The sequence below is a fragment of the Pseudomonas sp. RL_5y_Pfl2_69 genome, from assembly GCF_963970465.1.
Classification (GTDB): domain Bacteria; phylum Pseudomonadota; class Gammaproteobacteria; order Pseudomonadales; family Pseudomonadaceae; genus Aquipseudomonas.
Genome location: NZ_CAXAOU010000006.1, coordinates 79611 through 104530 on the forward strand (window position 1 = coordinate 79611; position 24920 = coordinate 104530).

The following is a 24920-nucleotide window of genomic DNA, read 5'->3' on the forward strand; positions in this document are numbered from 1 at the left end:
TCCTCCCGACTTTTACGTCGTATGGTTTAGGTTTTTAGATTAAAGCGGTAAAACAAAATCATTTTGCGACGCCCTCTCACCCGAAGGTGAGAGGAGCACCAGACTCGCCGAAGCGGATCTTAGTGGTTATCTTCGTGTGCCATCGACAGATAGACGATGGTCAACATCATGAAGATGAACGCTTGCAAGGTGATGATCAGGATGTGGAATACAGCCCACGCCCATTGCAGCACCACGCCCAGACCGCTAAGCCAAAGCAGGCCGCTGCCGAACATCACGGCGATCAGGATAAACACCAGTTCGCCAGCGTACATGTTGCCGAACAGACGCAGAGCCAACGAAATAGGCTTGGCGATCAACGTCACGAATTCGAGCAGGAAGTTCACCGGAATCAGCAGCGCTTGAACAAAAATATTCTTGCTGCCAAACGGGTGCAGGGTCAGTTCGCCGATAAAACCGCCGATGCCCTTGATTTTGATGCTGTAGAAGATGATCAGCGCGAATACCGACAGGGCCATGCCCATGGTCGCGTTTGGATCAGTCGTCGGTACGGCACGGAACGGGAAGTGCTCATCGCCAGTGATCAGGATCGCCAACTGAGGAATCCAGTCAACCGGAACCAGGTCGATGGCGTTCATGAGGAACACCCACACGAAAATGGTCAGCGCCAGCGGTGCGATAACTGCACTGCGACCGTGGAAACTGTCTTTTACGCTGCCATCAACGAATTCCACCAGTACTTCAACGAAGTTCTGCAGTGCGCCTGGTTGACCGGAAGTTGCCTTCTTGGCCGCCATGCGGAATACGAGGATGAAGATCAGACCTACAAAAAGCGACCAGCCGAGGGTATCGACGTGGAAAGCCCAAAAACCCATTGCTTTAGCTTCTGCAACGGTGTGAGCAAAGCCCCAGCCGCCATCAGGTAGCTGCCCAAAGGTCAGGTTCTGTAAGTGGTGCTGGATATAGCCCGAAGCGGTTGTTTCTGCCATGGTTGCCTCAAACGCCCTAAGGTCTCGAAAGTGTTGTTCTCATTAGCAGGGGAGCGAACCAGCTGACCAGTTGGGTCAACACGAAGACGCCGAATACTGCTAACGGCGCCAATGGCTTCACACCTGCAAACGTCAGCGCGAACAGCACTGCCGTCAAAATTAACTTGCCCGCCTCGCCAGCGTAAAACGACCGGACGATGGCTTGCGCTGCTCGGGCGCCGGAAAACCGAAAAGCCCTGTGAGCAAAATACACATTGGGTAGCAAAGCTATCAGGCCTCCGCAGAGTCCTGAATATCCGGCGACGACTCCATGCCATTGCCAGAGCCCCAGAGCAGCCAGCAATAAAACGACAAATTGAGCCAGCAAAACCGGAAAAACCGCCAAGCGATGGAACGGCAAGCGGTTTGGCGTGCGGGTTTCCATCACAACTGCTCCTCAAAGGTCGGCTACCAAAAACAGAAAACTTGGCATAATTTGTGCCGACAAAATGCGCGCAGAGTATAGGGGCGCTTAAGCCCCTATTCAACTGTCAGGTAGTGATTTCCGACTGCACGCTACATGGGGAATTGTTTCAGCGGATGTGAGCAAGCACTCCTTGAAGCTCATCCAGAGAATTGTAACCAATCACTAACTGGCCTTTTCCCTTCTTTCCGTGGCGAATCTGCACCGCAGAGCCTAGGCGCTCTGCCAGACGCTGTTCGAGCCTGGCAATGTCCGGATCTGGTTTAACCGGTTCAGCAGGCTCTTGTTTGCCACTCAACCACTGGCGAACAAGTGCTTCGGTCTGACGCACTGTCAGACCTCGTGCGACAACGTGTCGCGCCCCTTCAACCTGCTGAGTTTCAGGCAAACCGAGCAATGCCCGCGCATGACCCATTTCAAGGTCACCGTGGGACAGCATGGTTTTGATGACTTCCGGCAAGGAAATCAATCGCAACAAGTTAGCCACAGACACCCGGGACTTACCCACAGCGTCGGCAACTTGCTGCTGAGTCAGCTGGAACTCTTGCTGCAAGCGTTGCAAGGCGACGGCTTCTTCAATCGGATTGAGATCTTCGCGCTGAATGTTTTCGATCAGCGCCATCGCGATGGCGGTTTCATCCGGCACATCACGCACCATCGCCGGGATGGTGTCCTTGCCTGCCTGTTGGCTGGCGCGCCAGCGACGTTCACCGGCGATGATCTCAAAGCGGTTGCCATCAATCGGGCGAACCACGATTGGCTGCATCACGCCCTGGGTCCTGATCGAGCTGGCCAGCTCTTCAAGCGCCTGGGGATCCATGTCGCGACGAGGCTGATACTTGCCGCGCTGGATCAGGTCCAGAGGCAAGTGTTGCAGTTCGCTTTGATCAACCTTGACCGCTTGCTCTTCCAGCGAGCTGACCGTTGGACCACTCAGGAGTGCATCCAGTCCGCGTCCGAGACCTCGTTTCTTGACGGCCATGGGATTTCCTTAAGTTGGCTGAGGCGTGCGGGTGGTACGACGTTGACGACGAACCAGCTCGCCCGCCAGGGCAAGGTAAGCAATCGCGCCACGGGAATTTTTGTCATACGCCAGTGCCGGCATGCCGTAACTCGGCGCTTCGGCCAAGCGGATGTTGCGCGGAATCACCGTGTCGTAGAGCTGCTCGCCGAAGTGTTCCTTGAGCTGAGCCGATACATCGTTCATCAGGCTCAGACGCGGGTCGTACATGGTCCGCAGCAGGCCTTCGATCTTCAGGTTCGGGTTCAGCAGTTCGGCAATGCGCTTGATGTTATCCACAAGATCGCTCAAGCCTTCGAGTGCGAAGTACTCGCACTGCATGGGGATAATGACCCCATCGGCAGCAACCAGAGCGTTCAGGGTCAACATCGACAGAGACGGCGGGCAATCGATCAGAATGTAATCGTAGCTCTCGCGAACCGGCGCCAGTGCAGTACGCAGACGGCTTTCTTTCATCTGCATTTCGAGCAATACAACTTCAGCTGCCGTCAAATCACGGTTTGCGGGCAGAAGCTGGTACCCACCGTGTTCGGAGATGTGCATGGCCTGGGCCAGATCACATTCACCGATCAACAGGTCGTAGACCGAATTCTCGAGACCATGTTTATCCACACCGCTACCCATGGTGGCGTTGCCTTGTGGATCGAGGTCGATCAGAAGCACGCGGCGCTTGGTCGCGACCAGCGATGCTGCGAGGTTGATACAGGTGGTGGTTTTACCCACACCACCCTTTTGGTTCGCTATTGCGAATACCTTAGCCATTCTTGCTTGCGTTCCCAATCATGCCGTGCGGCGCAGTATCAGCAGATGGCGTTGGCCTTGGCAACCTGGAACAGTCAAGGCGTGTTCGCTATCTAGACGAAAATCAGACGGCAATGCTACCAGCTCATCAGCCGGATGAACGCCCTTCATTGCCAACCAGCGCGTTTCACTGTTGCCCAGATGGCGTGTCCAGTTGCTGAAGTTCTCCATGCTGCTGAAAGCCCTGGAAACAATTCCATTGAATGGCAGCTCTGGCTGAAACTCTTCAACGCGACTGTGGATAACTTGCAAGTTATCCAGCTTGAGCTCGAGTTTCACCTGGGTCAGAAAACGGGTTTTCTTGCCGTTGCTGTCCAGACAGGTCACTTGGGACTCGGGAAACAGGATCGCCAGGGGAATGCCCGGCATGCCGCCGCCGCTGCCCACATCCAGCCAACGGCCATTTTCGATGAAGGGCATCACGCTGAGGCTGTCGAGCAAATGGCGCGAAACCATTTCGTCCGGGTTACGCACAGCCGTGAGGTTGTAGGCCTTGTTCCATTTGATCAACAGGGCCAAATAACCCAGCAATAGCTGATGCTGGTTTTCGGACAGTGCTACGCCCAATTGGCGTGCACCTGTGGATAACTCTTCGGCGTGTTGCGCGGTAACCAGCGAACTCAAGCGTTTTGCTCCAACGTGCGGCCAGCGCCGCGCTTTTTCAGGTGAATCATCAACAGGGAAATCGCCGCAGGCGTCACACCTGGAATACGCGAAGCCTGCCCCAAGGTCTCGGGACGGGTTGCGCCCAGCTTGCTCTGGATCTCTTTCGACAGCCCGGAGATGATCGTGTAATCGATATCCACAGGCAGTTTGGTGTTCTCACTGGCGCGCAGACGGGCAATTTCGTCTTGTTGACGATCGATATATCCGGCGTACTTGGTTTTGATCTCAACCTGCTCGGCGACCAACGGATCTTCTGCGCCTTGCCCGGTCACTTCAACCAGACCGGCGTAGTCGATTTCGGGGCGTGTCAGCAGGTTCAGCAAATTGTATTCATGGGTCAGCGGCGTGCCGAATTTAGCTGCAATGGCATCGCCCTGCTCAGTGCCCGGGCGAACCCAAGTGCTTTTCAGGCGCTGTTCTTCTTGCGCAATGCTTTCACGCTTGGTGCAGAAAGCGGCCCAACGGGCATCATCGACCAAGCCCAATTCGCGACCTTTTTCGGTCAAGCGCATGTCGGCGTTGTCTTCGCGCAGGATCAGCCGGTATTCGGCACGAGATGTAAACATCCGGTACGGCTCTTGAGTACCCAGGGTAATCAGGTCGTCGACCAATACTCCGATGTACGCCTCGTCGCGACGCGGGCACCAGCTTTCCTTGCCCTGTGCGAGCAATGCCGCGTTGGCGCCAGCCAGCAAACCTTGGGCCCCGGCTTCTTCGTAACCGGTAGTACCGTTGATTTGCCCTGCGAAGAACAAGCCGCCGATTACCTTGGTTTCAAGGCTGTATTTCAGGTCCCGCGGATCGAAGTAGTCGTATTCGATGGCATAGCCGGGCCGCACGATATGGGCGTTTTCCATGCCGCGAATCGATTGCACGATCTGGATTTGCACGTCGAACGGCAAGGATGTGGAGATCCCGTTCGGGTACAGCTCGTGAGTGGTCAAACCTTCCGGCTCGATGAAAACCTGATGGCTTTCCTTATCGGCAAAGCGGTGAATCTTGTCTTCGATCGACGGGCAGTAACGCGGGCCAATCCCTTCGATTACGCCCGAGTACATCGGTGAGCGGTCGAGGTTGGACGCGATGATTTCGTGAGTACGGGCGTTGGTATGGGTAATCCAGCAACTGACCTGAGCCGGATGCTGTTCTTTGTTGCCCATGAACGACATCACTGGAATCGGTGTATCGCCTGGTTGCTCGGTCATGACCGAGAAATCCACAGAGCGCCCATCGATACGCGGTGGTGTACCGGTTTTCAGGCGACCAACTCGCAGGGGCAGTTCACGCAGGCGGTGTGCCAGGGCGATCGAAGGTGGATCACCGGCTCGGCCACCCGAGTAATTCTGCATCCCGATGTGGATAAGTCCACCGAGGAAAGTACCTGTGGTCAAAACCACAGCATCAGCCATAAAACGCAGGCCCATTTGGGTCACTACGCCCCGCACTTGATCCTGTTCAACGATCAGGTCATCAGCAGCCTGTTGAAATATCCACAGGTTGGGCTGGTTTTCAAGCGTTTCGCGAATAGCCGCCTTGTACAGAATGCGGTCGGCCTGTGCACGGGTTGCCCGTACTGCCGGGCCTTTACGCCCATTGAGTACACGGAACTGGATGCCGCCTTTATCGGTAGCCATTGCCATCGCGCCGCCCAGGGCGTCGATTTCTTTAACCAGATGGCTTTTACCAATCCCGCCAATCGCAGGATTGCAGCTCATTTGCCCGAGGGTTTCCACGTTGTGGGTCAACAGCAGGGTTTTTACGCCCATGCGTGCTGAAGCAAGTGCAGCCTCGGTTCCGGCGTGACCGCCGCCGATGACGATCACTGCAAAACGGGAAGGGAAATTCACCACGCACCTCGTGCCTGTTACTAGGGGTTTTTTGGATAGACCGCGAAGTATAGGGACTTCGCCCTTCTTAAAGAACCCTTTGCACAAAATTTAACCAGCTGTGGATAAAGGCAAGATAGATAAATAAATAGAGAAGAAATTTATAAAGCTTTGTTTTTATGTTTATTTCTACTGAGCCACCTTTCTGTGGATAGATTGCTGAAGGCTATATTCTACGTACTGTACAGAGATTCAAAAGTCTGTGGTTATGCACCGATGAGGGGTTGGGATAAGTGCTTTAAGCCTGTGGGTAAAACAGGTGCTTATCCACAGGGGTGGTTATCTTCAGTTTTCAGGCCTACTTACCCACTGACCTGAGGGCCAGTTATACACAGAGCTTATTCAACGATTTATGCGGTTTTTGGCCAATAAACAGGCAGCCGAAAACCGCTGGAATGGCTAATCCATCAAGCGGTCGTACAATCGGTGAGTCATAAAAGTGATAAACGGTACAAGTCTGTCTCATCAGACGGGCTGGTTCAGCCACCCTGTGGGTGATGCCTGCAGTCTGTGGGTAACCCCGATTGCTGCCAAAAACACCTCATCGTGTGAGGTGACAATCAGAGTTCCCGAATACTGTTCAAGCATGTCCTGCAGGGCCAGAACCGAAGGCAGATCCAGGTGATTGGCCGGTTCATCGAGCAATAGCAGGTGCGGCGGTGAAGCGGCATAAAACACGCAAGCCATGGCGGCTTTCAGGCGCTCACCGCCACTCAGTCGATGGCATGGCTGGTTGACTCGATCGGCATTGAGACCCAATTGCGCCAGTCGGGTGCGTAATTCTCCTACATTGAGCTGCCGATTTTGGGACAGCAATTGTTCAAGTACGGACTGCTCAGGTTTTAACAGCCCCAGATCCTGGTCGAGATAAGCAGTGGTTACGAAGGTCCTGGCCTGGCCTGAAATGACTGACAGTTGACCGGCCAGTACCCTGAGCAGAGTCGACTTGCCGCATCCATTCGGCCCAATCAGGGCAATACGCTGGCCACGAGTCAGCGTGAGATTGATCGTGCGTAAATGCTCAGCTCCATGGGGCAGACGAGCATCGATCAACTCAGCTATTTGCAACGGTGCGCTTTGGCAAGCATGGGGCGGATAAACAAAGATGGCCTGTTGTTCTTCTACCTGACTCGCAGCCTGGCGTACCAGGGCAGACAAATGTTCCCGTGCCGCGTCTTGTTGTACTCGCTGCTTGCCGCTACTGGCCTGGCTGCGCTCCTTTTGCCGGCCCAGCAAAATGTTAGCCTGATTGGCATCACTGGCCTGCTTGTGGCCGCGGGATTGGCTGCGTTCAAGGCGTTCTTTGTGTTCACGCATGGAGTGTTCCTGACGCTTGCGCTCTAGCTTGGCTGACGCCAGTTGTTGCTGCGCCGCTTGTAGTTGCTCGGCTTTTGCCTGTGCATAAAACGAAAAACCCCCGCCATAGCTGATGAGTCCTTGGGATGACAATTCAACAATACGCTCCATGTGTTCCAACAAATCGCGGTCATGGCTGATCACGAGCAAACCGTTGGGCCAGTTCTGCAACTGCTCATGGAGCGCATCACGGTGCTGGCGATCCAGATGATTGGTGGGCTCATCCAGTACCAACAGGTCAGCTTGAGACAAGAAGGCCCCCATCAGGGCCACGCGCATGGCTTCGCCTCCGCTGAGGGCTGAGGTGGGGGTAGAAGGCGTCAAGTGTGCAAGGTTGTTCTGGGCCAACTGGTCGAGTAATTGCTGACGGATACCCCAGCGTTCGCCGATGCAATCGAAGTCTGCTTGCTCAGTGCTGCCCTGCTCGATGTGCTCAAGGGCCCTGATGATGTGCTGTACGCCGGCAAGGTCTGCAACGGTGTGACCGGGGTCGGGGCTGACATACTGGGGCAGGTAATACACCGTGCCGTTTCGGGTGCAATGGCCTGTTGAAGGGAAGATATCCCCGGTGATCAGGCGTGCCAAAACGCTTTTACCTGCACCATTGCGCCCCACCAGAGCAGTACGTCGCTGGTCGAGATGCAGATCAAGGTCCGAGAAGAGAGCACTGCCATCGGGCAGGTGAAAAGAAACGCCTTTGAGCGTTACAGAGGTAACGAGAGTCATACGCACTCCAGAGATGCACAGATCTACCCCCTGTTGCAGGGGAATCAAGAACTGGCCGCAAATATCGCGGCGGCATCAATGACGCATTGGACTAACACCTCGTGTGAATGTGGATAACTGTAGCAGTGTGACACGTTGTAGTCGCTGCCGAGGAACGAAGGCTGCGAGCGGTTTGCAGGCTATCGCAGCCTTCGTTCCTCGGCAGCGACTACAGACGTGTGCTGTTACTTGCCGATGCAGAAGCTGGAGAAGATCCTTCCCAGCAGATCATCAGAGCTGAATGCACCGGTAATCTCACCAAGGGAATGCTGCGCCTGACGCAAGTCCTCAGCCAGCAACTCCCCTGCGCCCGCCAGGGTCAGTTGCGCCCTGCCGTGCTCAAGTGCCCGGCTGGCGTGCTGCAACGCCTCCAGGTGCCGACGGCGTGCGCTGAAGCTGCTTTCAGACGTTTGCTCGTATCCCATGCAAGCCTTGAGGTGTTCACGCAGCAGGTCCAGCCCATCCGTTGATCTGGCGCTAAGGCTAATCGTCACGTGGCCATCGTCACACACCTGCAGGGCAATATTCTCGCCGCTCAGATCTACCTTGTTACGGATCAAGGTCACTTTCGAAGGATCTGGGCGCTGCTCAAGAAACTCTGGCCATAGCGCAAACGGGTCATCCGCTTCCGGAGCCGTGGCATCGACTACCAAGAGCACTCGATCGGCTTCGCCAATGGCCTTGAGTGCCCGTTGCACACCGATTTTTTCCACATGGTCATCTGTATCACGCAGACCCGCGGTGTCGACCACATGCAACGGCATGCCATCTATGTGGATATGTTCACGCAATACGTCCCGGGTGGTACCGGCAATTTCGGTCACGATAGCCGCTTCGCGTCCGGCCAGGGCATTGAGCAAACTCGACTTGCCGGCGTTTGGACGGCCCGCGATTACCACGGTCATGCCATCGCGCAGCAAAGCCCCCTGCCCGGCCTCGCGTTGAACGGTGGATAACTCTTCGCGAACCTTATCCAGCATGCCAAGCACATGGCCATCGGCCAAAAAGTCGATTTCTTCTTCCGGGAAATCAATCGCCGCTTCGACATAGATACGCAAACTGATCAATTGCTCAGTCAAGTTATGCACACGCTGTGAGAAAGCGCCTTGTAAGGAACGCAATGCGTTACGTGCAGCCTGTGCAGAACTTGCCTCGATCAGGTCGGCAATTGCCTCGGCTTGCGCCAGGTCGAGTTTGTCATTCAAAAATGCCCGCTCGCTGAATTCCCCCGGACGAGCCAGGCGGCAACCTAGCTGGATGCAGCGCTGGAGCAGCATATCGAGAACAATTGGGCCACCGTGGCCTTGAAGTTCCAGTACGTCTTCGCCGGTAAAGGAGTTGGGGCCGGGGAAATACAGCGCAATGCCCTCATCCAGCACTTCACGGTTTTCGCCGTAAAAAGGGCCGTAATGGGCGTAGCGCGGTTTCAGCTCGCGTTCGCTGAACGCTTGCGCCGCAACACTGGCAAGCGGGCCGGAAATACGCACGATTCCCACACCACCTCGGCCTTGGGCGGTCGCTACTGCGGCAATGGTCTCAGCCGGAACACTCATAAAACAGGCCTCAAAACAAAAGTGACGGATAGCAAAACGCCCCACTAGGGGGCGTTTTGAGTGGTGCTCACCAGAGTAGGTTACTCGGCTGCTTTTTTGGTAGCAGCTTCAACTTTACGGGTGATGTACCACTGTTGAGCGATGGACAGGCAGTTGTTCACAACCCAGTACAGCACCAGACCAGCAGGGAACCACAGGAAGAAGAAGGTGAAGATGATTGGCATCAGCTTCATTACCTTGGCCTGCATCGGGTCCGGCGGAGTCGGGTTCAGACGCTGCTGGATGAACATGGTTGCGCCCATGATGATCGGCAGAATGAAGAACGGGTCTTTGATCGACAGGTCGGTAATCCAGAGCATGAACGGCGCCTGGCGCATTTCAACACTTTCCAGAAGTACCCAGTACAAGGACAGGAAGACCGGCATCTGCACCAGAATCGGCAAGCAGCCGCCCAGTGGATTGATCTTCTCTTTCTTGTACAGCTCCATCATTGCTTGCGACATTTTCTGGCGATCATCACCGAACTGCTCTTTCAGAGCAGCCAGTTTTGGTGCCACGGCGCGCATGCGGGCCATCGACTTGTAGCTGGCGGCCGACAGAGGGAAGAAGATCCCTTTGATCAGCATGGTCAGGAAGATAATCGACCAGCCCCAGTTACCGACCAGGCTGTGGATATGTTGCAGCAGCCAGAAAATAGGCTGGGCAATGAACCACAGAATGCCGTAGTCGACAGTCAGTTCCAGACCTGGGGATAACTCTTTGAGTACACCCTGGCTTTTTGGACCTGCGTACAACGTAGCGCTGGTTTCAGCAGTTTTGCCCGGCTCAACGGTCAAGGTTGGGCCAGTAAAACCGATGATGTAGTTGCCTTGGTTGTCTTTGCGGGTCTGAACGACGTTGTTATCGCCTTTCTGTGGAATCCACGCCGTCACAAAGTAGTGTTGCAACCAGGCAACCCAGCCGCCTTGAACGGTTTCTTTCAGCTGAGCCTTGTCGATATCTTTCATCGACACTTTTTTGTACGGCTCCGAACTTGTCCACAGGGCAGCGCCCAGGTAAGTCGCAGTGCCGGTGGCGGTGCTGGAAGAAGGATCGGAGCTGGCGTCACGCTTCAATTGCGCGAACAGGTTGCCGTTCCACGGCTTGCCGCTCTCGTTATCAATCAAATAGCTGACTTGTACATCGTACAAACCACGCTTGAGCGTGAAACGCTTGATGTAGTTGATGCCGTTTTCGCTGAATTTCAGATCAACAACCAGTTGATCCTGGCCTGGGGCCAGTTCGAAATTCTTTTTCTCAGCGCTGAAAACAGGACGACCTGACGGACGGGCGTCCGGGCCATCAACGCCTGTCAGGCCACTTTGTGCCAGATAGGTGCGTTCGTTGCCGTTATCGAACAACTGGAAAGGAACATCCGGGTGATCCTGGCGACGTGGATAAAGCGGCAGACGCAGCTGGGCAATATCACCACCCTGTGGATCGATCGCGATGTCCAGAACATCCGTTTTTACGTGGATGAGGTCTTTGCTTGCAGCCACCGGAGTTTCAGTCGGTGTGCTGGTATCTGTATTGGCGCTGGGTACATCGGCACTGTTTGAAGCGTTGTTACCTGAAACCGTATCGGGCAAAGCCGGTGCGGTTGTGCTGCTGGCGGCAACATTCTGAGTCGGCAGGGCAGCTTGGCCGTAATCCTGGTTCCATTTCAGAACCATAACGTAGGACACGACTGCTAGAGCGACGATCAGGATCGTGCGTTTAATATCCATGATTACTCGGCCATCAAGAAGAACGGGAGGTAGGGATAGGCGGAACCGGGTCGTAACCACCGGGATTCCACGGGTGACAGCGACCTAAACGACGAAAGGTCAGCCAGCCGCCGCGCAGAAGGCCATGATTTTCGATGGCTTCCAACGCGTAGCAGGAACAACTGGGGTAGAAACGGCAGTGGCTGGCCATCAAAGGACTAATGGCATAGCGATAAAACTGGATCGGAACGAGCGCCAGTTTACGCATCAGGACTGCCTACCCCTACAGTTTCGGTTTTAACTGCTGGAACTGGCGTGTTACGGGCCAGACGCTTCCAGAGTTTGCCGAAATGCTGAATCAATTCGGGGTTCTCTACGTCACCCAAACCTTTGCGCGCGACGATAACGATATCCCAACCAACCAGTAAATCCTGGTGGAGACGAAACGATTCACGCATCAAACGCTTAAGGCGATTGCGCTCAACGGAGAGCTTTACGCTCTTTTTCCCGATCACTAACCCCAGGCGGGGGTGATCAAGATCGTTGCTACGCGCAAGGAGCAGGAGATTTTTCCCCGGAACCTTGCCGGTGGGGGAGTCAAAGACTGCCTTGAAGTGTCGGGGAGTGAGTAACCGCTTTTCCCGACTGAAGTCCTGACTCACCACCATTGTCTGATTATCAAACTGCCAGACGTGCACGGCCTTTGGCGCGGCGACGCGACAGGACTGCACGGCCGTTTTTAGTAGCCATGCGTGCACGGAAACCGTGAGTGCGGGCGCGTTTGATAGTGCTTGGTTGGAAAGTACGTTTCATGTCGTGCTACCTGGTTCGTCCACAACGGGCCGGAATGGCCCCCGTTTTAAGAGACCGGCGATTCTAGAGAAAGCAAGCCAATAGGTCAATTTCCAACCAGCGTTTACCGCTAAATAGATGTTTGCCCTTTCGCACCTGCCTTGCACCTGCCAACTATAGAAATAAAAAAACGAAGTATTTAAAGCTCTTTTATAAAGCTTATTAAACTTAGGGAAGCGATCTTCTGTGGATAACTAGCTTGAGGCCATATAAAACAAGGCGCACAGAAGATGACAACACTGTCGAGAAGCCGTGCTCCACCTGTGCTCCACCCTCGGATAAGCTGTGCATGAAAGGGGCTTTTATCCACAGGCGACTTATGCACAGACTTTCGACCCCACTTGTGCAACGAGCTTAGGCCCGCTTATCCACAGAGCTTATGCACATACCATTTGTCGCTTTGTTCACAGTAAAAAGCCGGATCTCTCCTTATATGCACGTCACCTACATGTGGATAAGTGGGGCCACGGTCGCTACAATGGCGCCTGTTTTTGCCTCACCGGCTTTCAACTTAGGGGATATCCGTGTCAGTGGAACTTTGGCAGCAGTGCGTGGAGCTTTTGCGCGATGAGCTGCCTGCCCAGCAATTCAACACCTGGATCCGTCCACTACAGGTCGAAGCCGAAGGCGACGAGTTGCGTGTGTATGCACCCAACCGATTCGTTCTCGACTGGGTCAACGAAAAATACCTGAGCCGTTTGCTTGAACTGTTGAACGAGCACAGCAATGGCATGGCGCCTGCGTTGTCCTTGTTAATAGGCAGCAAACGCAGCTCGGCGCCTCGTGCTGCCCCCAATGCGCCATTGGCTGCAGCGGCCTCTCAGGCCCCGGCGCCCAGCGCACCTGTTAACACCGCAGCGGCACCCGCTCCTGCACCCGCGCCAAAACAGTCCGGGCATGCCAGCGAAGAACCTTCGCGGGCCAGCTTCGACCCAATGGCCGGTGCCAGCTCGCAGCAAGCGCCAGTGCGCGCCGAACAGCGTACCGTCCAGGTCGAAGGTGCGCTCAAGCACACCAGCTACCTGAACCGCACCTTTACCTTCGAAAACTTCGTTGAGGGCAAGTCCAACCAACTGGCTCGCGCTGCGGCGTGGCAGGTGGCAGATAACCCCAAGCACGGTTACAACCCGCTCTTCCTTTATGGCGGCGTTGGTCTGGGTAAAACTCACTTGATGCACGCGGTGGGCAACCACCTGCTAAAGAAGAATCCGAATGCCAAGGTCGTGTACCTGCATTCCGAGCGTTTTGTAGCCGACATGGTTAAAGCCTTGCAGCTCAACGCCATCAACGAGTTCAAGCGCTTCTACCGTTCGGTAGACGCCTTGCTTATCGATGACATTCAATTCTTTGCGCGCAAGGAACGGTCCCAGGAAGAGTTCTTCCACACCTTCAACGCCCTGCTGGAAGGTGGTCAGCAAGTGATTCTGACCAGTGACCGTTACCCGAAAGAAATCGAAGGCCTTGAAGAGCGTCTCAAATCACGCTTTGGCTGGGGTTTGACGGTTGCCGTCGAGCCGCCAGAGCTTGAGACCCGTGTTGCGATCCTGATGAAGAAGGCCGATCAGGCCAAGGTCGACCTGCCTCACGATGCCGCCTTCTTTATTGCCCAGCGCATTCGCTCCAACGTGCGTGAACTCGAAGGCGCGCTCAAGCGTGTTATCGCTCACTCGCACTTTATGGGCCGCGACATCACCATCGAGCTGATCCGCGAATCCCTTAAAGACCTGCTGGCTCTGCAAGACAAACTCGTCTCTGTGGATAACATCCAGCGCACAGTGGCTGAGTACTACAAGATCAAAATTTCGGACTTGCTGTCCAAGCGCCGTTCGCGCTCGGTGGCGCGACCACGCCAGGTGGCGATGGCGTTGTCCAAAGAGCTGACCAACCACAGCCTGCCGGAGATCGGCGATGTGTTTGGCGGTCGCGATCACACCACGGTCTTGCACGCATGCCGCAAGATCAACGAACTCAAGGAATCCGACGCGGACATCCGCGAGGACTACAAGAACCTGCTGCGTACACTGACAACCTGATGACACCAGCGCAGCTTATTAAGGCAAGGGACTAGACCATGCATTTCACCATTCAACGCGAAGCCCTGTTGAAACCCCTGCAACTGGTCGCAGGCGTCGTTGAACGCCGCCAGACCTTGCCGGTATTGTCCAACGTGCTGTTGGTTGTCGAAGGCCAGCAACTGTCGCTGACCGGTACCGACCTTGAAGTCGAACTGGTTGGTCGAGTGCAACTTGAAGAGCCGGCCGAGCCAGGCGAAATCACCGTGCCTGCGCGCAAGCTGATGGATATCTGCAAAAGCCTGCCCAACGACGCACTGATCGACATCAAACTCGATGACAACAAGCTGGTAGTCAAGGCAGGCCGTAGCCGCTTTACCTTGTCCACCCTGCCTGCCAACGACTTCCCGACGGTTGAAGAAGGCCCGGGCTCGCTGACGTGCAGCTTGCAGCAGAGCAAATTGCGTCGCCTGATCGAGCGCACCAGCTTTGCCATGGCGCAGCAGGACGTTCGTTACTACCTCAATGGCATGCTGCTGGAAGTATCGGCAGGCATCATCCGTGCTGTGGCAACCGACGGTCACCGTCTGGCCATGTGCTCGATGAAAGCCGACATCGGCCAGCCAGACCGTCATCAAGTGATCGTTCCGCGCAAGGGTATTCTTGAGTTGGCGCGCTTGCTGACTGAGCCGGACGGCGAAGTGAGCATCGTTCTGGGCGCACACCACATCCGTGCCACCACCGGCGAGTTCACCTTCACGTCCAAGCTGGTTGATGGCAAGTTCCCGGACTACGAGCGTGTGTTGCCTAAAGGTGGTGACAAGGTCGTTATCGGTGACCGTCAGGCATTGCGCGAAGCGTTCAGTCGTACCGCGATCCTGTCCAACGAGAAATACCGTGGCATCCGTCTGCAATTGGCCAATGGCCAGCTGAAAATCCAGGCGAACAACCCGGAGCAGGAAGAAGCGGAAGAAGAAGTGGGCGTTGAGTACAACGGCGGCTCACTGGAGATCGGCTTCAACGTGAGCTACCTGCTGGACGTGCTGGGGGTCATGACCACTGAACAAGTGCGTCTGATCCTGTCGGACTCCAACAGCAGCGCTCTGGTGCAAGAGTCGGACAACGACGACTCGGCCTACGTTGTTATGCCGATGCGCCTGTAACCATGCACAGCCCACGCTAGATGTCCCTCAGTCGTGTCACAGTCACCGCGGTGCGTAACCTGCACCCGGTGACCTTCTCCCCCTCTCCCCGCATCAATATCCTGTACGGCGCCAACGGCAGCGGAAAAACCAGCGTGCTGGAAGCTATCCACTTGCTGGGGCTGGCGCGTTCGTTTCGCAGTGTGCGGCTCAATCCCGTGATCCAGCACGAGCAGCAGAGCTGTACGGTTTTTGGTCAGGTCGAACTGGCTGAAGGCGGGCACAGCGCGCTCGGTATCTCGCGGGACCGGCAAGGGGAGTTCCAGATCCGTATCGACGGCCAAAATGCGCGCAGTGCTGCGCAGCTGGCCGAGATCCTGCCGTTGCAATTGATTAACCCTGACAGCTTCCGCTTGCTGGAAGGTGCCCCAAAGATCCGCAGGCAGTTTCTCGATTGGGGGGTGTTCCATGTTGAGCCCCGCTTCATGTCGACCTGGCAGCGGCTACAGAAGGCCCTGCGGCAGCGGAACTCATGGCTGCGGCATGGTACACTCGACGCCGTTTCACAAGCGGCCTGGGACCGGGAACTTTGCCTGGCCAGTGCTGAAATTGATGAATACCGCCGCGCCTACATCAAAGCCTTGAAACCAGTCTTTGAGCAGACCTTGAGTGAGCTACTTGATCTCGAAGGGTTAACGCTGAGCTATTACCGTGGTTGGGACAAAGACCGTGAGCTGAGTGCTGTACTCGCCGCGTCTGTCCACCGGGACCAGCAAATGGGGCATACCCAGGCAGGGCCACAACGTGCTGATTTGCGTCTCAAGTTGGGTGCAAACAACGCAGCAGATATTTTGTCGCGGGGTCAGCAGAAGTTGGTGGTCTGCGCGCTGCGCATTGCTCAAGGGCATTTGGTCAGCCAAGCCCGGCGTGGCCAATGTATTTATCTAGTAGATGACTTGCCTTCCGAACTGGATGAGCAGCATCGCAACGCATTGTGTCGCTTGTTGGAAGACTTACGCTGCCAGGTATTCATTACCTGTGTAGACCACGAATTATTGAGGGAAGGCTGGCAGACGGAAACGCCAGTTGCCCTGTTCCACGTGGAACAGGGCTGTATCACCCAGACCCACGACCATCGGGAGTGAAGGCATTGAGCGAAGAAAACACGTACGACTCAACGAGCATTAAAGTGCTGAAAGGCCTTGATGCCGTACGCAAACGTCCCGGTATGTACATTGGTGATACTGACGATGGCAGCGGTCTGCACCACATGGTGTTCGAAGTAGTCGACAACTCCATCGACGAAGCGCTGGCTGGCCATTGCGACGACATCACCATTACGATCCACCCGGACGAGTCCATCACCGTGCGCGACAACGGCCGCGGTATTCCGGTGGACGTGCATAAAGAAGAAGGCGTTTCTGCAGCCGAGGTCATCATGACCGTACTGCACGCTGGCGGTAAGTTCGATGACAACTCCTACAAGGTATCCGGCGGATTGCACGGCGTAGGTGTTTCGGTGGTAAACGCCCTGTCCGAACTGCTGGTCCTGACTGTACGTCGCAGCGGCAAGATCTGGGAACAGACCTACGTCCACGGTGTTCCTCAGGCGCCTATGGCGATCGTTGGCGAGAGCGAAACCACCGGCACTCAGATCCACTTCAAACCGTCTGACCAGACTTTCAAGAATATCCACTTCAGCTGGGATGTCCTGGCCAAGCGTATTCGTGAGCTGTCCTTCCTGAACTCCGGTGTAGGTATCGTCCTCAAGGACGAGCGCAGCGGCAAGGAAGAGCTGTTCAAGTACGAAGGCGGCTTGCGTGCATTCGTTGACTACCTGAACACCAACAAGACCCCGGTCAACCAGGTGTTTCACTTCAATGTTCAACGTGAAGACGGTATCGGCGTAGAAATCGCCTTGCAGTGGAACGACAGCTTCAACGAGAACCTGTTGTGCTTCACCAACAACATTCCTCAGCGCGATGGCGGTACGCACCTGGTGGGCTTCCGCTCTGCCCTGACGCGTAACCTCAACACCTACATCGAAGCTGAAGGCCTGGCCAAAAAGCACAAAGTCGCCACTACCGGTGATGACGCCCGTGAAGGCCTGACTGCAATCATCTCGGTGAAAGTACCGGATCCGAAGTTCAGCTCCCAGACCAAAGACAAGCTGGTTTCTTCCGAAGTGAAGACCGCTGTTGAACAGGAAATGGGCAAGTTCTTCTCCGACTTCCTGCTGGAAAACCCGAACGAAGCCAAGCTGATTGTCGGCAAGATGATCGACGCCGCCCGTGCCCGTGAGGCCGCGCGTAAAGCCCGTGAGATGACTCGTCGTAAAGGCGCTCTGGACATCGCAGGCTTGCCGGGCAAACTGGCCGACTGCCAGGAAAAAGACCCGGCGCTGTCCGAACTGTATCTCGTGGAAGGTGACTCTGCTGGCGGTTCCGCCAAGCAGGGTCGCAACCGTCGTACCCAGGCCATCCTGCCGTTGAAGGGTAAAATCCTCAACGTCGAGAAAGCCCGCTTTGACAAGATGATCTCTTCGCAAGAAGTAGGCACCTTGATCACCGCCCTGGGCTGTGGCATTGGCCGCGATGAATACAACATCGAAAAACTGCGCTATCACAACATCATCATCATGACCGATGCTGACGTCGACGGTTCGCACATCCGTACCCTGCTGCTGACCTTCTTCTTCCGTCAGTTGCCGGAGCTGATTGAGCGTGGCTACATCTACATTGCTCAGCCGCCGTTGTACAAAGTGAAAAAAGGCAAGCAAGAGCAATACATCAAAGACGACGAGGCCATGGAAGAGTACATGACCCAGTCGGCCCTTGAAGACGCCAGCCTGCACTTGAACGAAGAAGCCCCGGGCATCTCGGGTGAGGCGCTGGAGCGTCTGGTGTACGACTTCCGCATGGTGATGAAGACCCTCAAGCGTTTGTCGCGCCTGTACCCGCAGGAGCTGACCGAGCACTTCATCTATCTGCCAGCCGTTACTCTGGAGCAGCTGGGCGACCACGCGGCCATGCAAGACTGGATGGCCAAGTTCGAAGAGCGTCTGCGTCTGGTTGAGAAGTCGGGCCTGGTTTACAAAGCCAGCCTGCGTGAAGACCGTGAGCGTAATGTCTGGTTGCCAGAGGTCGAACTGATCTCCCACGGCCACTCGACCTTCATCACCTTCAACCGCGACTTCTTCGGCAGCAACGACTACAAAACCGTTGTGACCCTGGGCGCTCAGCTGAGCACTTTGCTGGACGACGGTGCATACATCCAGCGTGGCGAACGTCGCAAGCAAGTGACCGAGTTCAAGGAAGCACTGGAATGGTTGATGGCAGAAAGCACCAAGCGCCATACCATCCAGCGCTACAAAGGTCTGGGCGAAATGAACCCGGATCAGCTCTGGGAAACCACGATGGACCCAAGCGTGCGCCGCATGCTGAAAGTCACCATTGAAGACGCGATCGGCGCCGATCAGATCTTCAACACCTTGATGGGCGACGCCGTAGAACCGCGCCGTGAGTTCATCGAGAACAACGCACTGGCAGTGTCCAACCTGGACTTCTGATGGTGTAGTGCAGTTAAAAAAGGCCAACGCTTAGCGTTGGCCTTTTTTTTGGTAAAAAATCACCTACGGCGCTAGCAAAACCCCCTGCTCTTCCTGGCACAGCTCCAGCAAAAAATCCCACACAACCCTCAGCCTTACGGACTTGTGCAGCTCACGGCGGGTGCTGATCCAGTAGCTGCGCTGGACCGACTCTTCGGGCAGTACGCGCACCAGTTCCGGGTCATGGCTGGCCATGTAGTTGGGCAGTACGGCGATGCCGAGCCCTGCTCTCGCCGCTTGCTGCTGGGCAATGACGCTGGTGCTGCGAAAGGTTACGGTCGGGGTACGGCAGAAGTTGTTGAGAAACAGCAGTTCCTGACTGAACAGCAAGTCGTCGACGTAGCCGATCCAGTAGTGATTGGCCAGGTCATCGCGGTTGTTCAAGGGCGGTGCCTTGTCGAGGTAAACGCGGCTGGCGTAGAGCGCCAGGCGGTAGTCGGTGAGTTTGCGAGTGATCAACAGGTCAGCGTTGGGGCGTTCCAGGTGGATGCTGATTTCAGCCTCGCGGTTGAGGATGCTGACAAAGCGCGGCACCGCCACCAGCTCCACTTCCAGCCCAGGGTAGCGTTCAAACAACCCGCGTAGTCGCGAGGTGATGAACATGATCCCTATCCCTTCAGTGACCCCAAGCCGGATCTTGCCCATGGGAGCGATGGCCTGGGTGATTTCCTCTTGCGCCAGCAATGCGACGTTTTCCATGGCTTCAGCGTGTTTGAGCAATGCCTGGCCTGCGGGCGTCAGTTCGTAACCTTGTGCATGTTGCACGAACAGCGCAGCGCCGAGGTGCTGCTCGATGCTCTCGATATGCCGGGCGACAGTGCTGTGGGTTGTATTCAGGCGTTTGGCGGCGGTAAGCAAGCGACCACTGCGTTGCAGTTCCAGAAAGTATCGCAGGTCATTCCAGTCGAACATGTCAGCCCCCCAGCACGATTGATAATCAGCTGTGCAAAAACGCACAAGCCATGGGTGAAATCACGCGTTTCAAACTCGAAATTAATCAATAGGATGGTGTAGGACAAGAACAATAAAGGCGAGGTGATCAATGCCATCAGCCAGTAAGGTGTACGACTACATCATTGTGGGCGCCGGGCCTGCGGGTTCAGTGCTGGCGAATCGGCTGTCTGCCGATCCACGTCACAACGTGTTGCTGCTCGAAGCGGGTGGGCAAGATAACTACCCGTGGATCCATATTCCCGTCGGTTACCTGTATTGCATCGGTAACCCGCGCACCGACTGGTGCTTCAAAACCGAAGCGCAGGTCGGCTTGCAAGGTCGCAGCCTGAGCTATCCGCGGGGCAAGGTATTGGGCGGCAGCTCGTCGATCAACGGCATGATCTACATGCGCGGTCAGGCGGGCGATTACGACCGTTGGGCCGAGCAAGGCAATGCGGGCTGGTCCTGGAAAGACGTCCTGCCGCTATTCAAGCGCAGCGAAAAACACTTTGCCGGCAACTCCGACCTGCATGGCGCTGATGGCGAATGGCGGGTTGAACAGCAGCGCTATACCTGGCCGATTCTGGATGCCTTTCGCAACGCGGCCGCCGAAAGCGGAGTTGCCAGCGTCAGCGACTTCAACGGCGGCGACAACCAGGGCTGTGGATACTTTCAGGTCAACCAGCGATCCGGTGTGCGCTGGAATGCTTCCAAGGCTTTCTTGCGGCCAGTGCTCAAGCGTTCGAACCTGACCGTGTTGACCGATGTTCAGGTCGATAAAGTGCTGCTTGAAAATGGCCGTGCGACGCAGGTCAGTGCCCGCTGGCAAGGCGCTGAGCATGTTTTCTCGGCCGGTCGCGAGATCATCTTGTGTGCGGGTTCGATTGGCTCTCCCGGGATCTTGCAGCGCTCGGGTATTGGCCCCCGCCCCCTGCTGGAAAGCCTGGGGATAAATGTTCAACACGAATTGCCCGGTGTGGGTGGAAACCTGCAGGACCATCTGCAACTGCGCCTGATCTTCAAACTGACCAAGGCGCGCACCCTTAATCAGGTGGCCAACAGCCTGTGGGGCAAGATAGGCATGGGCCTGCGTTATGCCTACGACCGTAGCGGCCCATTGGCCATGGCACCCAGTCAGTTGGGTGCATTCGTAAAGTCCGATCCCGATCAACCCTCGGCCAACTTGCAGTACCACGTCCAGCCGTTGTCCCTTGAGCGTTTTGGCGAGCCGCTGCACACCTTTCCCGCGTTCACGGCGTCGGTGTGTAACTTGCGCCCAAAAAGCCGTGGTCGGGTCGATATCCGCTCTGCCAATCCGGATGACGCGCCGCTGATCGATCCCAATTACCTGAGCCATCCTGACGATTTGAGAGTCGCAGCGGATGCGATTCGCCTGACCCGGCGCATCGTGTCCAGTGCGGCCTTGCAGGCGTTTACGCCAGAGGAGTACTTGCCTGGCAAGGACCTGCAAACCGAGCAAGAGTTGTATGAAGCTGCCGCCCGCATCGGGACGACCATTTTTCACCCTGTGGGCACCTGCCGCATGGGCCAGGACGCCGAGGCAGTGGTCGATGACCAGTTGTGCGTTCATGGCGTACCGGGGTTGAGGGTGGCAGACGCTTCAATCATGCCCAGCATCGTGTCGGGTAATACCTGTTCACCGACCTTGATGATTGGCGAAAAAGCCGCGCAGTTAATCCTGCAGGCGTCACTTGACTCACTGGAGCACGCAACTGAGGTCAATCGCGCGGTAGCAACACCGGTCGCCTGAGCGGGATCGTGGTTTCGGGCGCAGTCATCCGGAACCGGCAGTGGACAAAAACAATAATCACTGTGGCCCAACAGGGCTGAGGACATTGAACATGTCAGACGCAATTGCAGAACAAGCAGCTCCCGCCAAGGGAACAACCGGTCGTGAAGAACGAAAGATCATTTTTGCGTCATCCCTCGGGACGGTTTTCGAGTGGTATGACTTTTTCTTGTATGGCGCTTTGGCAACCGTACTCAGCAAGCAGTTCTTTGCGGGTGTAAACGACACCACGGCGTTCATTTTTGCCTTGATGGCTTTTGCCGCAGGCTTTTTGGTCAGACCCTTCGGAGCACTGGTTTTTGGCCGATTGGGTGACATGATCGGGCGCAAATACACCTTCCTCATGACCATCATTCTGATGGGCCTTTCGACCTTTGCTGTCGGTCTGTTGCCGACTTACGCCAGTATCGGCATTGCGGCCCCGATCATGCTCGTGGTGTTGCGCATGCTTCAAGGGCTGGCGCTGGGGGGTGAGTATGGCGGTGCGGCCACCTATGTGGCAGAGCACGCAGCTCCCGGCAAACGCGGCTTTAACACCAGCTGGATTCAATCCACCGCGACCCTGGGCTTATTGCTGTCGCTGGTGGTTGTGTTGAGCTGCCGTTACCTGACCGGTGATCAGTTTGAAGTGTGGGGCTGGCGCCTGCCGTTCCTGCTGTCCATCGTGCTGCTGGGCATCTCGACCTGGATTCGCATGAGCATGCACGAATCGCCGGCTTTCGTGAAAATGAAAGCCGAAGGTAAAACCAGTAAATCGCCGATCCGCGAGTCGTTCGGTAAATGGGAAAACCTTAAAATTGTTCTGATTGCGCTGTTCGGCATCAACGCGGGCCAGGCGGTGACCTTCTATACCGCGCAATTCTATGTGCTGTTCTTCCTCACGCAGATGCTCAGGATTGACCCGGCCCAGGCCAACATGTTGCTGATTATCAGCGTGATCATCGGTGCGCCGTTCTTTATCTTCTTCGGCTGGCTATCGGACAAGGTGGGGCGCAAGCCGATCCTGATGCTCGGCCTGTTGCTCGCCACCGTGTTGTACTTCCCGCTGTTCAAAGCATTGAGCCATTACGCCAACCCGCAGATTGATACTGCCAGCCGTCAGTCACCGATTGTGGTGATGGCTGACCCGGCCACCTGCACCTTCCAGTTTGACCCGGTGGGCAAGGCTCGTTTTGACAGCCCGTGCGACAAGGTCAAAACCTTTCTGGTGAAACAGGGCTTGCCGTACACCTCGCAGTCAGTTGCAGCAGGCACCGAGGTTCAGGTGTCCGTGGGCGAGAAGAAAATCAGCGGTTTCGACGAAGCCGCCATGCGCGCTGCAGTCACTGAAGCGGGCTACCCGGCCAAGGCTGACCCAAGCTCGGTCAATCAGCCGATGGTCGTGCTGATCATGGTATTGCTGACCCTCATCGCCACCATGACCTATGGCCCGCTGGCGGCGGTGATGGTCGAGCTGTTCCCGACCCGCATCCGTTACACCTCCATGTCCCTGCCCTACCACATTGGCAATGGCTGGTTTGGTGGGTTCCTGCCAACGGTATCGTTTGCGCTGGTGGTCTTCACCGGGGATATCTTCTATGGCTTGTGGTATCCGGTGGTGATTACCGGGGTCAGCCTGGTGGTGGGCATGATCTTCCTCAAGGAAACCAGGAACGTAAACATCGACAAGGTCTAGCCCATCGCGAGCAAGCCCGCTCCCACAGAATTGTTCGGTGGGAGCGGGGCTTGTCCGCGATTTCAACACGGCCGTCAGGCAGACTGTCAGACACAAAAAAACCGGCTGGAATAAGCCGGTTTTTTTATGTTCCAAGAAAAACTTATGCACGGTTTTCGTTAAAAAGTCTGAAATCGAAATAACTATTTAAATCATCGACTTACAGATGCTTTTTTAAAAATATCAAAATCTTGTGCACACCTTATCCACAATTTTACTGACCCACGGCGGCGGCGATGGGTGCCGCCACTGGAGGCAGTGAACCCATGTCACGCTGAGCCTGTTCATTCCAGGCTTGAACACGGTCGTTCAGCTCGGCAATCGCCCGTGGTCCAGTGCCGTTGGCGTACATCGGCTCACCAATGACCAGCTCGATCGTACCGGGCTTTTTAGCCCAGCCGGTCTTTGGCCAGTACTTGCCAGCATTGTGGGCAATTGGCAGTACCGGCAACTCGGCGTTGACCGCCAGGGCCGTACCGCCACGGGAAAACTTGCCCACCTGGCCAAACGGCACGCGGGTTCCTTCCGGGAAAATCAGCACCCAAATATTGTCCTTGAGCAGCTCATCACCTTTTTTGGCGATGTGCTTGAGCGCCGCCTTCGGGTTGTCACGGTCGATGGCAATCGGACGTAGCATCGCCATCGCCCAGCCAAAGAACGGTACATACAGCAGCTCACGCTTGAGAACCTGGCTCAACGGCTGAAAGTAAGCCGAGAGGAAGAACGTCTCCCAGGTACTTTGGTGGTTGGCCAGAATCACGCAAGGTCGTTGCGGGATGTTTTCAGCACCCGTCACGTTGACGTGAATGTTCAGAAACACTCGCGTCAGCCACAGCGCACAGCGGCACCAGTACACGTTGATAAACCGATAACGCGCACGGAACGGCAAAAAGGGGGCGACAAAAAAGCTCAGCGAGCACCACAGCAGAGAGCTGGTGCCCAGCAGCAGGTAAAAGAAGAAGGTTCTGATGGCCTGCAGGATCGACATAGCGACTTTTACCGTTGCGGATAGAGCACGACTGAACAACCCGATCCACCGTGTGATGGGGCGTGTTCAAACCTGCTCTATTTGTGGATAAGTTCTGCGGCAACTGCCGCCAGATCGTCAAATATTAGGGTATTAACCGGTAGAACTTTGGCCAAAGTTTGTAGGCCTTTTCCGGTTTTTACCAAAACGGGCTGAGAATCGACGGCTTGCGCAGCCTGCAAGTCACCCAAACTGTCACCGACAAACCAACATTGGGTCAAATCGGCACCGTAATGCGCGGCAATCGTCTGGAGCATGCCTGGTTTGGGCTTGCGGCAAGCGCAGCCCTCATCAGGACCATGGGGGCAATAAACGATCAGCCCGACCTCGCCACCCTGCTGCGCCACCAACGCCCGTAAACGGGCGTGCATGGCGTCGAGTGTGGCGACATCGTAATAGCCGCGGGCAATGCCGGACTGGTTGGTCGCGATGGCGACGGTCCAGCCGGCTTTGCTCAACTGCGCAATGGCCTCGATCGCGCCGGGCAGTGGAATCCACTCCTCGACTGACTTGATGTAAGCGTCGGAGTCGACATTGATCACTCCGTCCCGATCGAGAATCAGCAGTTTCAACGGTAA

General features: G+C 55.9%; 21 protein-coding genes. 6 read left to right on the forward strand and 15 right to left on the reverse strand.

Going from position 1 to position 24920, the window contains the following annotated elements:
• Positions 1 to 119 precede the first annotated feature (119 nt).
• The 12 genes from atpB to rpmH form a co-directional block, all read right to left on the reverse strand.
• Complete coding sequence (gene atpB / locus AACY07_RS12160; protein WP_095036260.1) at positions 120 to 989, reverse strand: F0F1 ATP synthase subunit A; 870 nt, start codon at positions 987 to 989, stop codon at positions 120 to 122.
• A 16-nt stretch (positions 990 to 1005) separates the two neighbouring features.
• The gene (locus tag AACY07_RS12165; protein WP_003437994.1) at positions 1006 to 1413 is read right to left on the reverse strand and encodes a F0F1 ATP synthase subunit I; all 408 of its coding nucleotides are present in this window, start codon (positions 1411 to 1413) and stop codon (positions 1006 to 1008) included.
• A 148-nt stretch (positions 1414 to 1561) separates the two neighbouring features.
• Complete coding sequence (locus AACY07_RS12170; RefSeq protein ID WP_133074938.1) at positions 1562 to 2434, reverse strand: ParB/RepB/Spo0J family partition protein; 873 nt, start codon at positions 2432 to 2434, stop codon at positions 1562 to 1564.
• A 9-nt stretch (positions 2435 to 2443) separates the two neighbouring features.
• Positions 2444 to 3235: a ParA family protein gene (locus AACY07_RS12175; protein WP_046809500.1), complete on the reverse strand. Its 792-nt coding sequence runs from the start codon at positions 3233 to 3235 to the stop codon at positions 2444 to 2446.
• Positions 3236 to 3253: 18 nt separating this feature from the next.
• Positions 3254 to 3898: a 16S rRNA (guanine(527)-N(7))-methyltransferase RsmG gene (rsmG, locus tag AACY07_RS12180; RefSeq protein ID WP_133074939.1), complete on the reverse strand. Its 645-nt coding sequence runs from the start codon at positions 3896 to 3898 to the stop codon at positions 3254 to 3256.
• A complete protein-coding gene (gene mnmG / locus AACY07_RS12185) occupies positions 3895 to 5787 on the reverse strand; it encodes a tRNA uridine-5-carboxymethylaminomethyl(34) synthesis enzyme MnmG (protein WP_326427639.1) in 1893 nt (630 codons plus the stop codon). The genes rsmG and mnmG overlap by 4 nt, the downstream gene beginning before the upstream one ends.
• Before the next feature lie 504 nt (positions 5788 to 6291).
• Positions 6292 to 7908 (reverse strand): ABC-F family ATP-binding cassette domain-containing protein, encoded by a 1617-nt coding sequence (locus tag AACY07_RS12190; protein ID WP_339474991.1) that lies wholly within the window; start codon positions 7906 to 7908, stop codon positions 6292 to 6294.
• A 224-nt stretch (positions 7909 to 8132) separates the two neighbouring features.
• Positions 8133 to 9500 (reverse strand): tRNA uridine-5-carboxymethylaminomethyl(34) synthesis GTPase MnmE, encoded by a 1368-nt coding sequence (gene mnmE / locus AACY07_RS12195; protein WP_326398918.1) that lies wholly within the window; start codon positions 9498 to 9500, stop codon positions 8133 to 8135.
• A gap of 80 nt (positions 9501 to 9580) precedes the next feature.
• Entirely contained in the window at positions 9581 to 11266 is a 1686-nt protein-coding gene (yidC, locus tag AACY07_RS12200; protein WP_219261976.1) for a membrane protein insertase YidC, read from the reverse strand.
• A gap of 13 nt (positions 11267 to 11279) precedes the next feature.
• A complete protein-coding gene (gene yidD / locus AACY07_RS12205; protein WP_019828647.1) occupies positions 11280 to 11513 on the reverse strand; it encodes a membrane protein insertion efficiency factor YidD in 234 nt (77 codons plus the stop codon).
• Entirely contained in the window at positions 11506 to 11907 is a 402-nt protein-coding gene (gene rnpA / locus AACY07_RS12210; RefSeq protein WP_019828646.1) for a ribonuclease P protein component, read from the reverse strand. Before rnpA ends, yidD begins: the two co-directional genes overlap by 8 nt.
• Before the next feature lie 16 nt (positions 11908 to 11923).
• Positions 11924 to 12058, reverse strand: coding sequence for a 50S ribosomal protein L34 (gene rpmH / locus AACY07_RS12215; RefSeq protein ID WP_003213577.1), 135 nt, complete (start codon positions 12056 to 12058; stop codon positions 11924 to 11926).
• 563 nt (positions 12059 to 12621) lie between these two features.
• Between rpmH and dnaA the strand changes: the two genes are divergently transcribed.
• The 4 genes from dnaA to gyrB are packed head-to-tail and all read left to right on the forward strand — an operon-like array spanning position 12622 to position 18819.
• Positions 12622 to 14130, forward strand: a complete 1509-nt coding sequence (dnaA, locus tag AACY07_RS12220; protein ID WP_133074944.1) for a chromosomal replication initiator protein DnaA — start codon at positions 12622 to 12624, stop codon at positions 14128 to 14130.
• A 38-nt stretch (positions 14131 to 14168) separates the two neighbouring features.
• Positions 14169 to 15272: a DNA polymerase III subunit beta gene (gene dnaN / locus AACY07_RS12225; protein WP_133074945.1), complete on the forward strand. Its 1104-nt coding sequence runs from the start codon at positions 14169 to 14171 to the stop codon at positions 15270 to 15272.
• Positions 15273 to 15292: 20 nt separating this feature from the next.
• Positions 15293 to 16396 carry a DNA replication/repair protein RecF gene (gene recF / locus AACY07_RS12230; protein ID WP_019828642.1) on the forward strand — a complete coding sequence of 368 codons (1104 nt, stop codon included), beginning with the start codon at positions 15293 to 15295 and terminating at the stop codon, positions 16394 to 16396.
• A gap of 5 nt (positions 16397 to 16401) precedes the next feature.
• Entirely contained in the window at positions 16402 to 18819 is a 2418-nt protein-coding gene (gyrB, locus tag AACY07_RS12235; RefSeq protein ID WP_326398914.1) for a DNA topoisomerase (ATP-hydrolyzing) subunit B, read from the forward strand.
• Positions 18820 to 18882: 63 nt separating this feature from the next.
• Here gyrB and AACY07_RS12240 read toward each other — a convergent pair whose 3' ends face one another.
• On the reverse strand, positions 18883 to 19770 hold the full coding sequence (locus AACY07_RS12240; RefSeq protein WP_339474992.1) for a LysR family transcriptional regulator: 888 nt from the start codon (positions 19768 to 19770) through the stop codon (positions 18883 to 18885).
• Positions 19771 to 19900: 130 nt separating this feature from the next.
• Here AACY07_RS12240 and AACY07_RS12245 point away from each other — a divergent pair, with 130 nt between their 5' ends.
• Positions 19901 to 21562, forward strand: a complete 1662-nt coding sequence (locus tag AACY07_RS12245) for a GMC family oxidoreductase (RefSeq protein WP_339474993.1) — start codon at positions 19901 to 19903, stop codon at positions 21560 to 21562.
• A gap of 91 nt (positions 21563 to 21653) precedes the next feature.
• Positions 21654 to 23276 carry an MFS transporter gene (locus tag AACY07_RS12250; RefSeq protein WP_133074950.1) on the forward strand — a complete coding sequence of 541 codons (1623 nt, stop codon included), beginning with the start codon at positions 21654 to 21656 and terminating at the stop codon, positions 23274 to 23276.
• A gap of 253 nt (positions 23277 to 23529) precedes the next feature.
• Here the strand turns inward: AACY07_RS12250 and AACY07_RS12255 are convergent, their stop codons facing one another.
• Together AACY07_RS12255 and gmhB are read right to left on the reverse strand one after the other, a co-directional pair.
• Positions 23530 to 24303 carry a lysophospholipid acyltransferase family protein gene (locus AACY07_RS12255; protein WP_019828637.1) on the reverse strand — a complete coding sequence of 258 codons (774 nt, stop codon included), beginning with the start codon at positions 24301 to 24303 and terminating at the stop codon, positions 23530 to 23532.
• A 77-nt stretch (positions 24304 to 24380) separates the two neighbouring features.
• The gene (gene gmhB, locus AACY07_RS12260) at positions 24381 to 24914 is read right to left on the reverse strand and encodes a D-glycero-beta-D-manno-heptose 1,7-bisphosphate 7-phosphatase (RefSeq protein WP_133074952.1); all 534 of its coding nucleotides are present in this window, start codon (positions 24912 to 24914) and stop codon (positions 24381 to 24383) included.
• Between the last annotated feature and the right edge of the window lie 6 nt (positions 24915 to 24920).

Bases quoted from the DNA above. Each gene is read 5' to 3' on its own strand.
- atpB (WP_095036260.1), bottom strand. From the start codon at position 989: ATGGCAGAAACAACCGCTTCGGGCTATATCCAGCACCACTTACAGAAC.
- AACY07_RS12165 (WP_003437994.1), bottom strand. From the start codon at position 1,413: ATGGAAACCCGCACGCCAAACCGCTTGCCGTTCCATCGCTTGGCGGTT.
- AACY07_RS12170 (WP_133074938.1), bottom strand. From the start codon at position 2,434: ATGGCCGTCAAGAAACGAGGTCTCGGACGCGGACTGGATGCACTCCTG.
- AACY07_RS12175 (WP_046809500.1), bottom strand. From the start codon at position 3,235: ATGGCTAAGGTATTCGCAATAGCGAACCAAAAGGGTGGTGTGGGTAAA.
- AACY07_RS12190 (WP_339474991.1), bottom strand. From the start codon at position 7,908: ATGACTCTCGTTACCTCTGTAACGCTCAAAGGCGTTTCTTTTCACCTG.
- mnmE (WP_326398918.1), bottom strand. From the start codon at position 9,500: ATGAGTGTTCCGGCTGAGACCATTGCCGCAGTAGCGACCGCCCAAGGC.
- yidC (WP_219261976.1), bottom strand. From the start codon at position 11,266: ATGGATATTAAACGCACGATCCTGATCGTCGCTCTAGCAGTCGTGTCC.
- yidD (WP_019828647.1), bottom strand. From the start codon at position 11,513: ATGCGTAAACTGGCGCTCGTTCCGATCCAGTTTTATCGCTATGCCATT.
- rpmH (WP_003213577.1), bottom strand. From the start codon at position 12,058: ATGAAACGTACTTTCCAACCAAGCACTATCAAACGCGCCCGCACTCAC.
- dnaN (WP_133074945.1), top strand. From the start codon at position 14,169: ATGCATTTCACCATTCAACGCGAAGCCCTGTTGAAACCCCTGCAACTG.
- recF (WP_019828642.1), top strand. From the start codon at position 15,293: ATGTCCCTCAGTCGTGTCACAGTCACCGCGGTGCGTAACCTGCACCCG.
- AACY07_RS12240 (WP_339474992.1), bottom strand. From the start codon at position 19,770: ATGTTCGACTGGAATGACCTGCGATACTTTCTGGAACTGCAACGCAGT.
- AACY07_RS12245 (WP_339474993.1), top strand. From the start codon at position 19,901: ATGCCATCAGCCAGTAAGGTGTACGACTACATCATTGTGGGCGCCGGG.
- AACY07_RS12250 (WP_133074950.1), top strand. From the start codon at position 21,654: ATGTCAGACGCAATTGCAGAACAAGCAGCTCCCGCCAAGGGAACAACC.
- AACY07_RS12255 (WP_019828637.1), bottom strand. From the start codon at position 24,303: ATGTCGATCCTGCAGGCCATCAGAACCTTCTTCTTTTACCTGCTGCTG.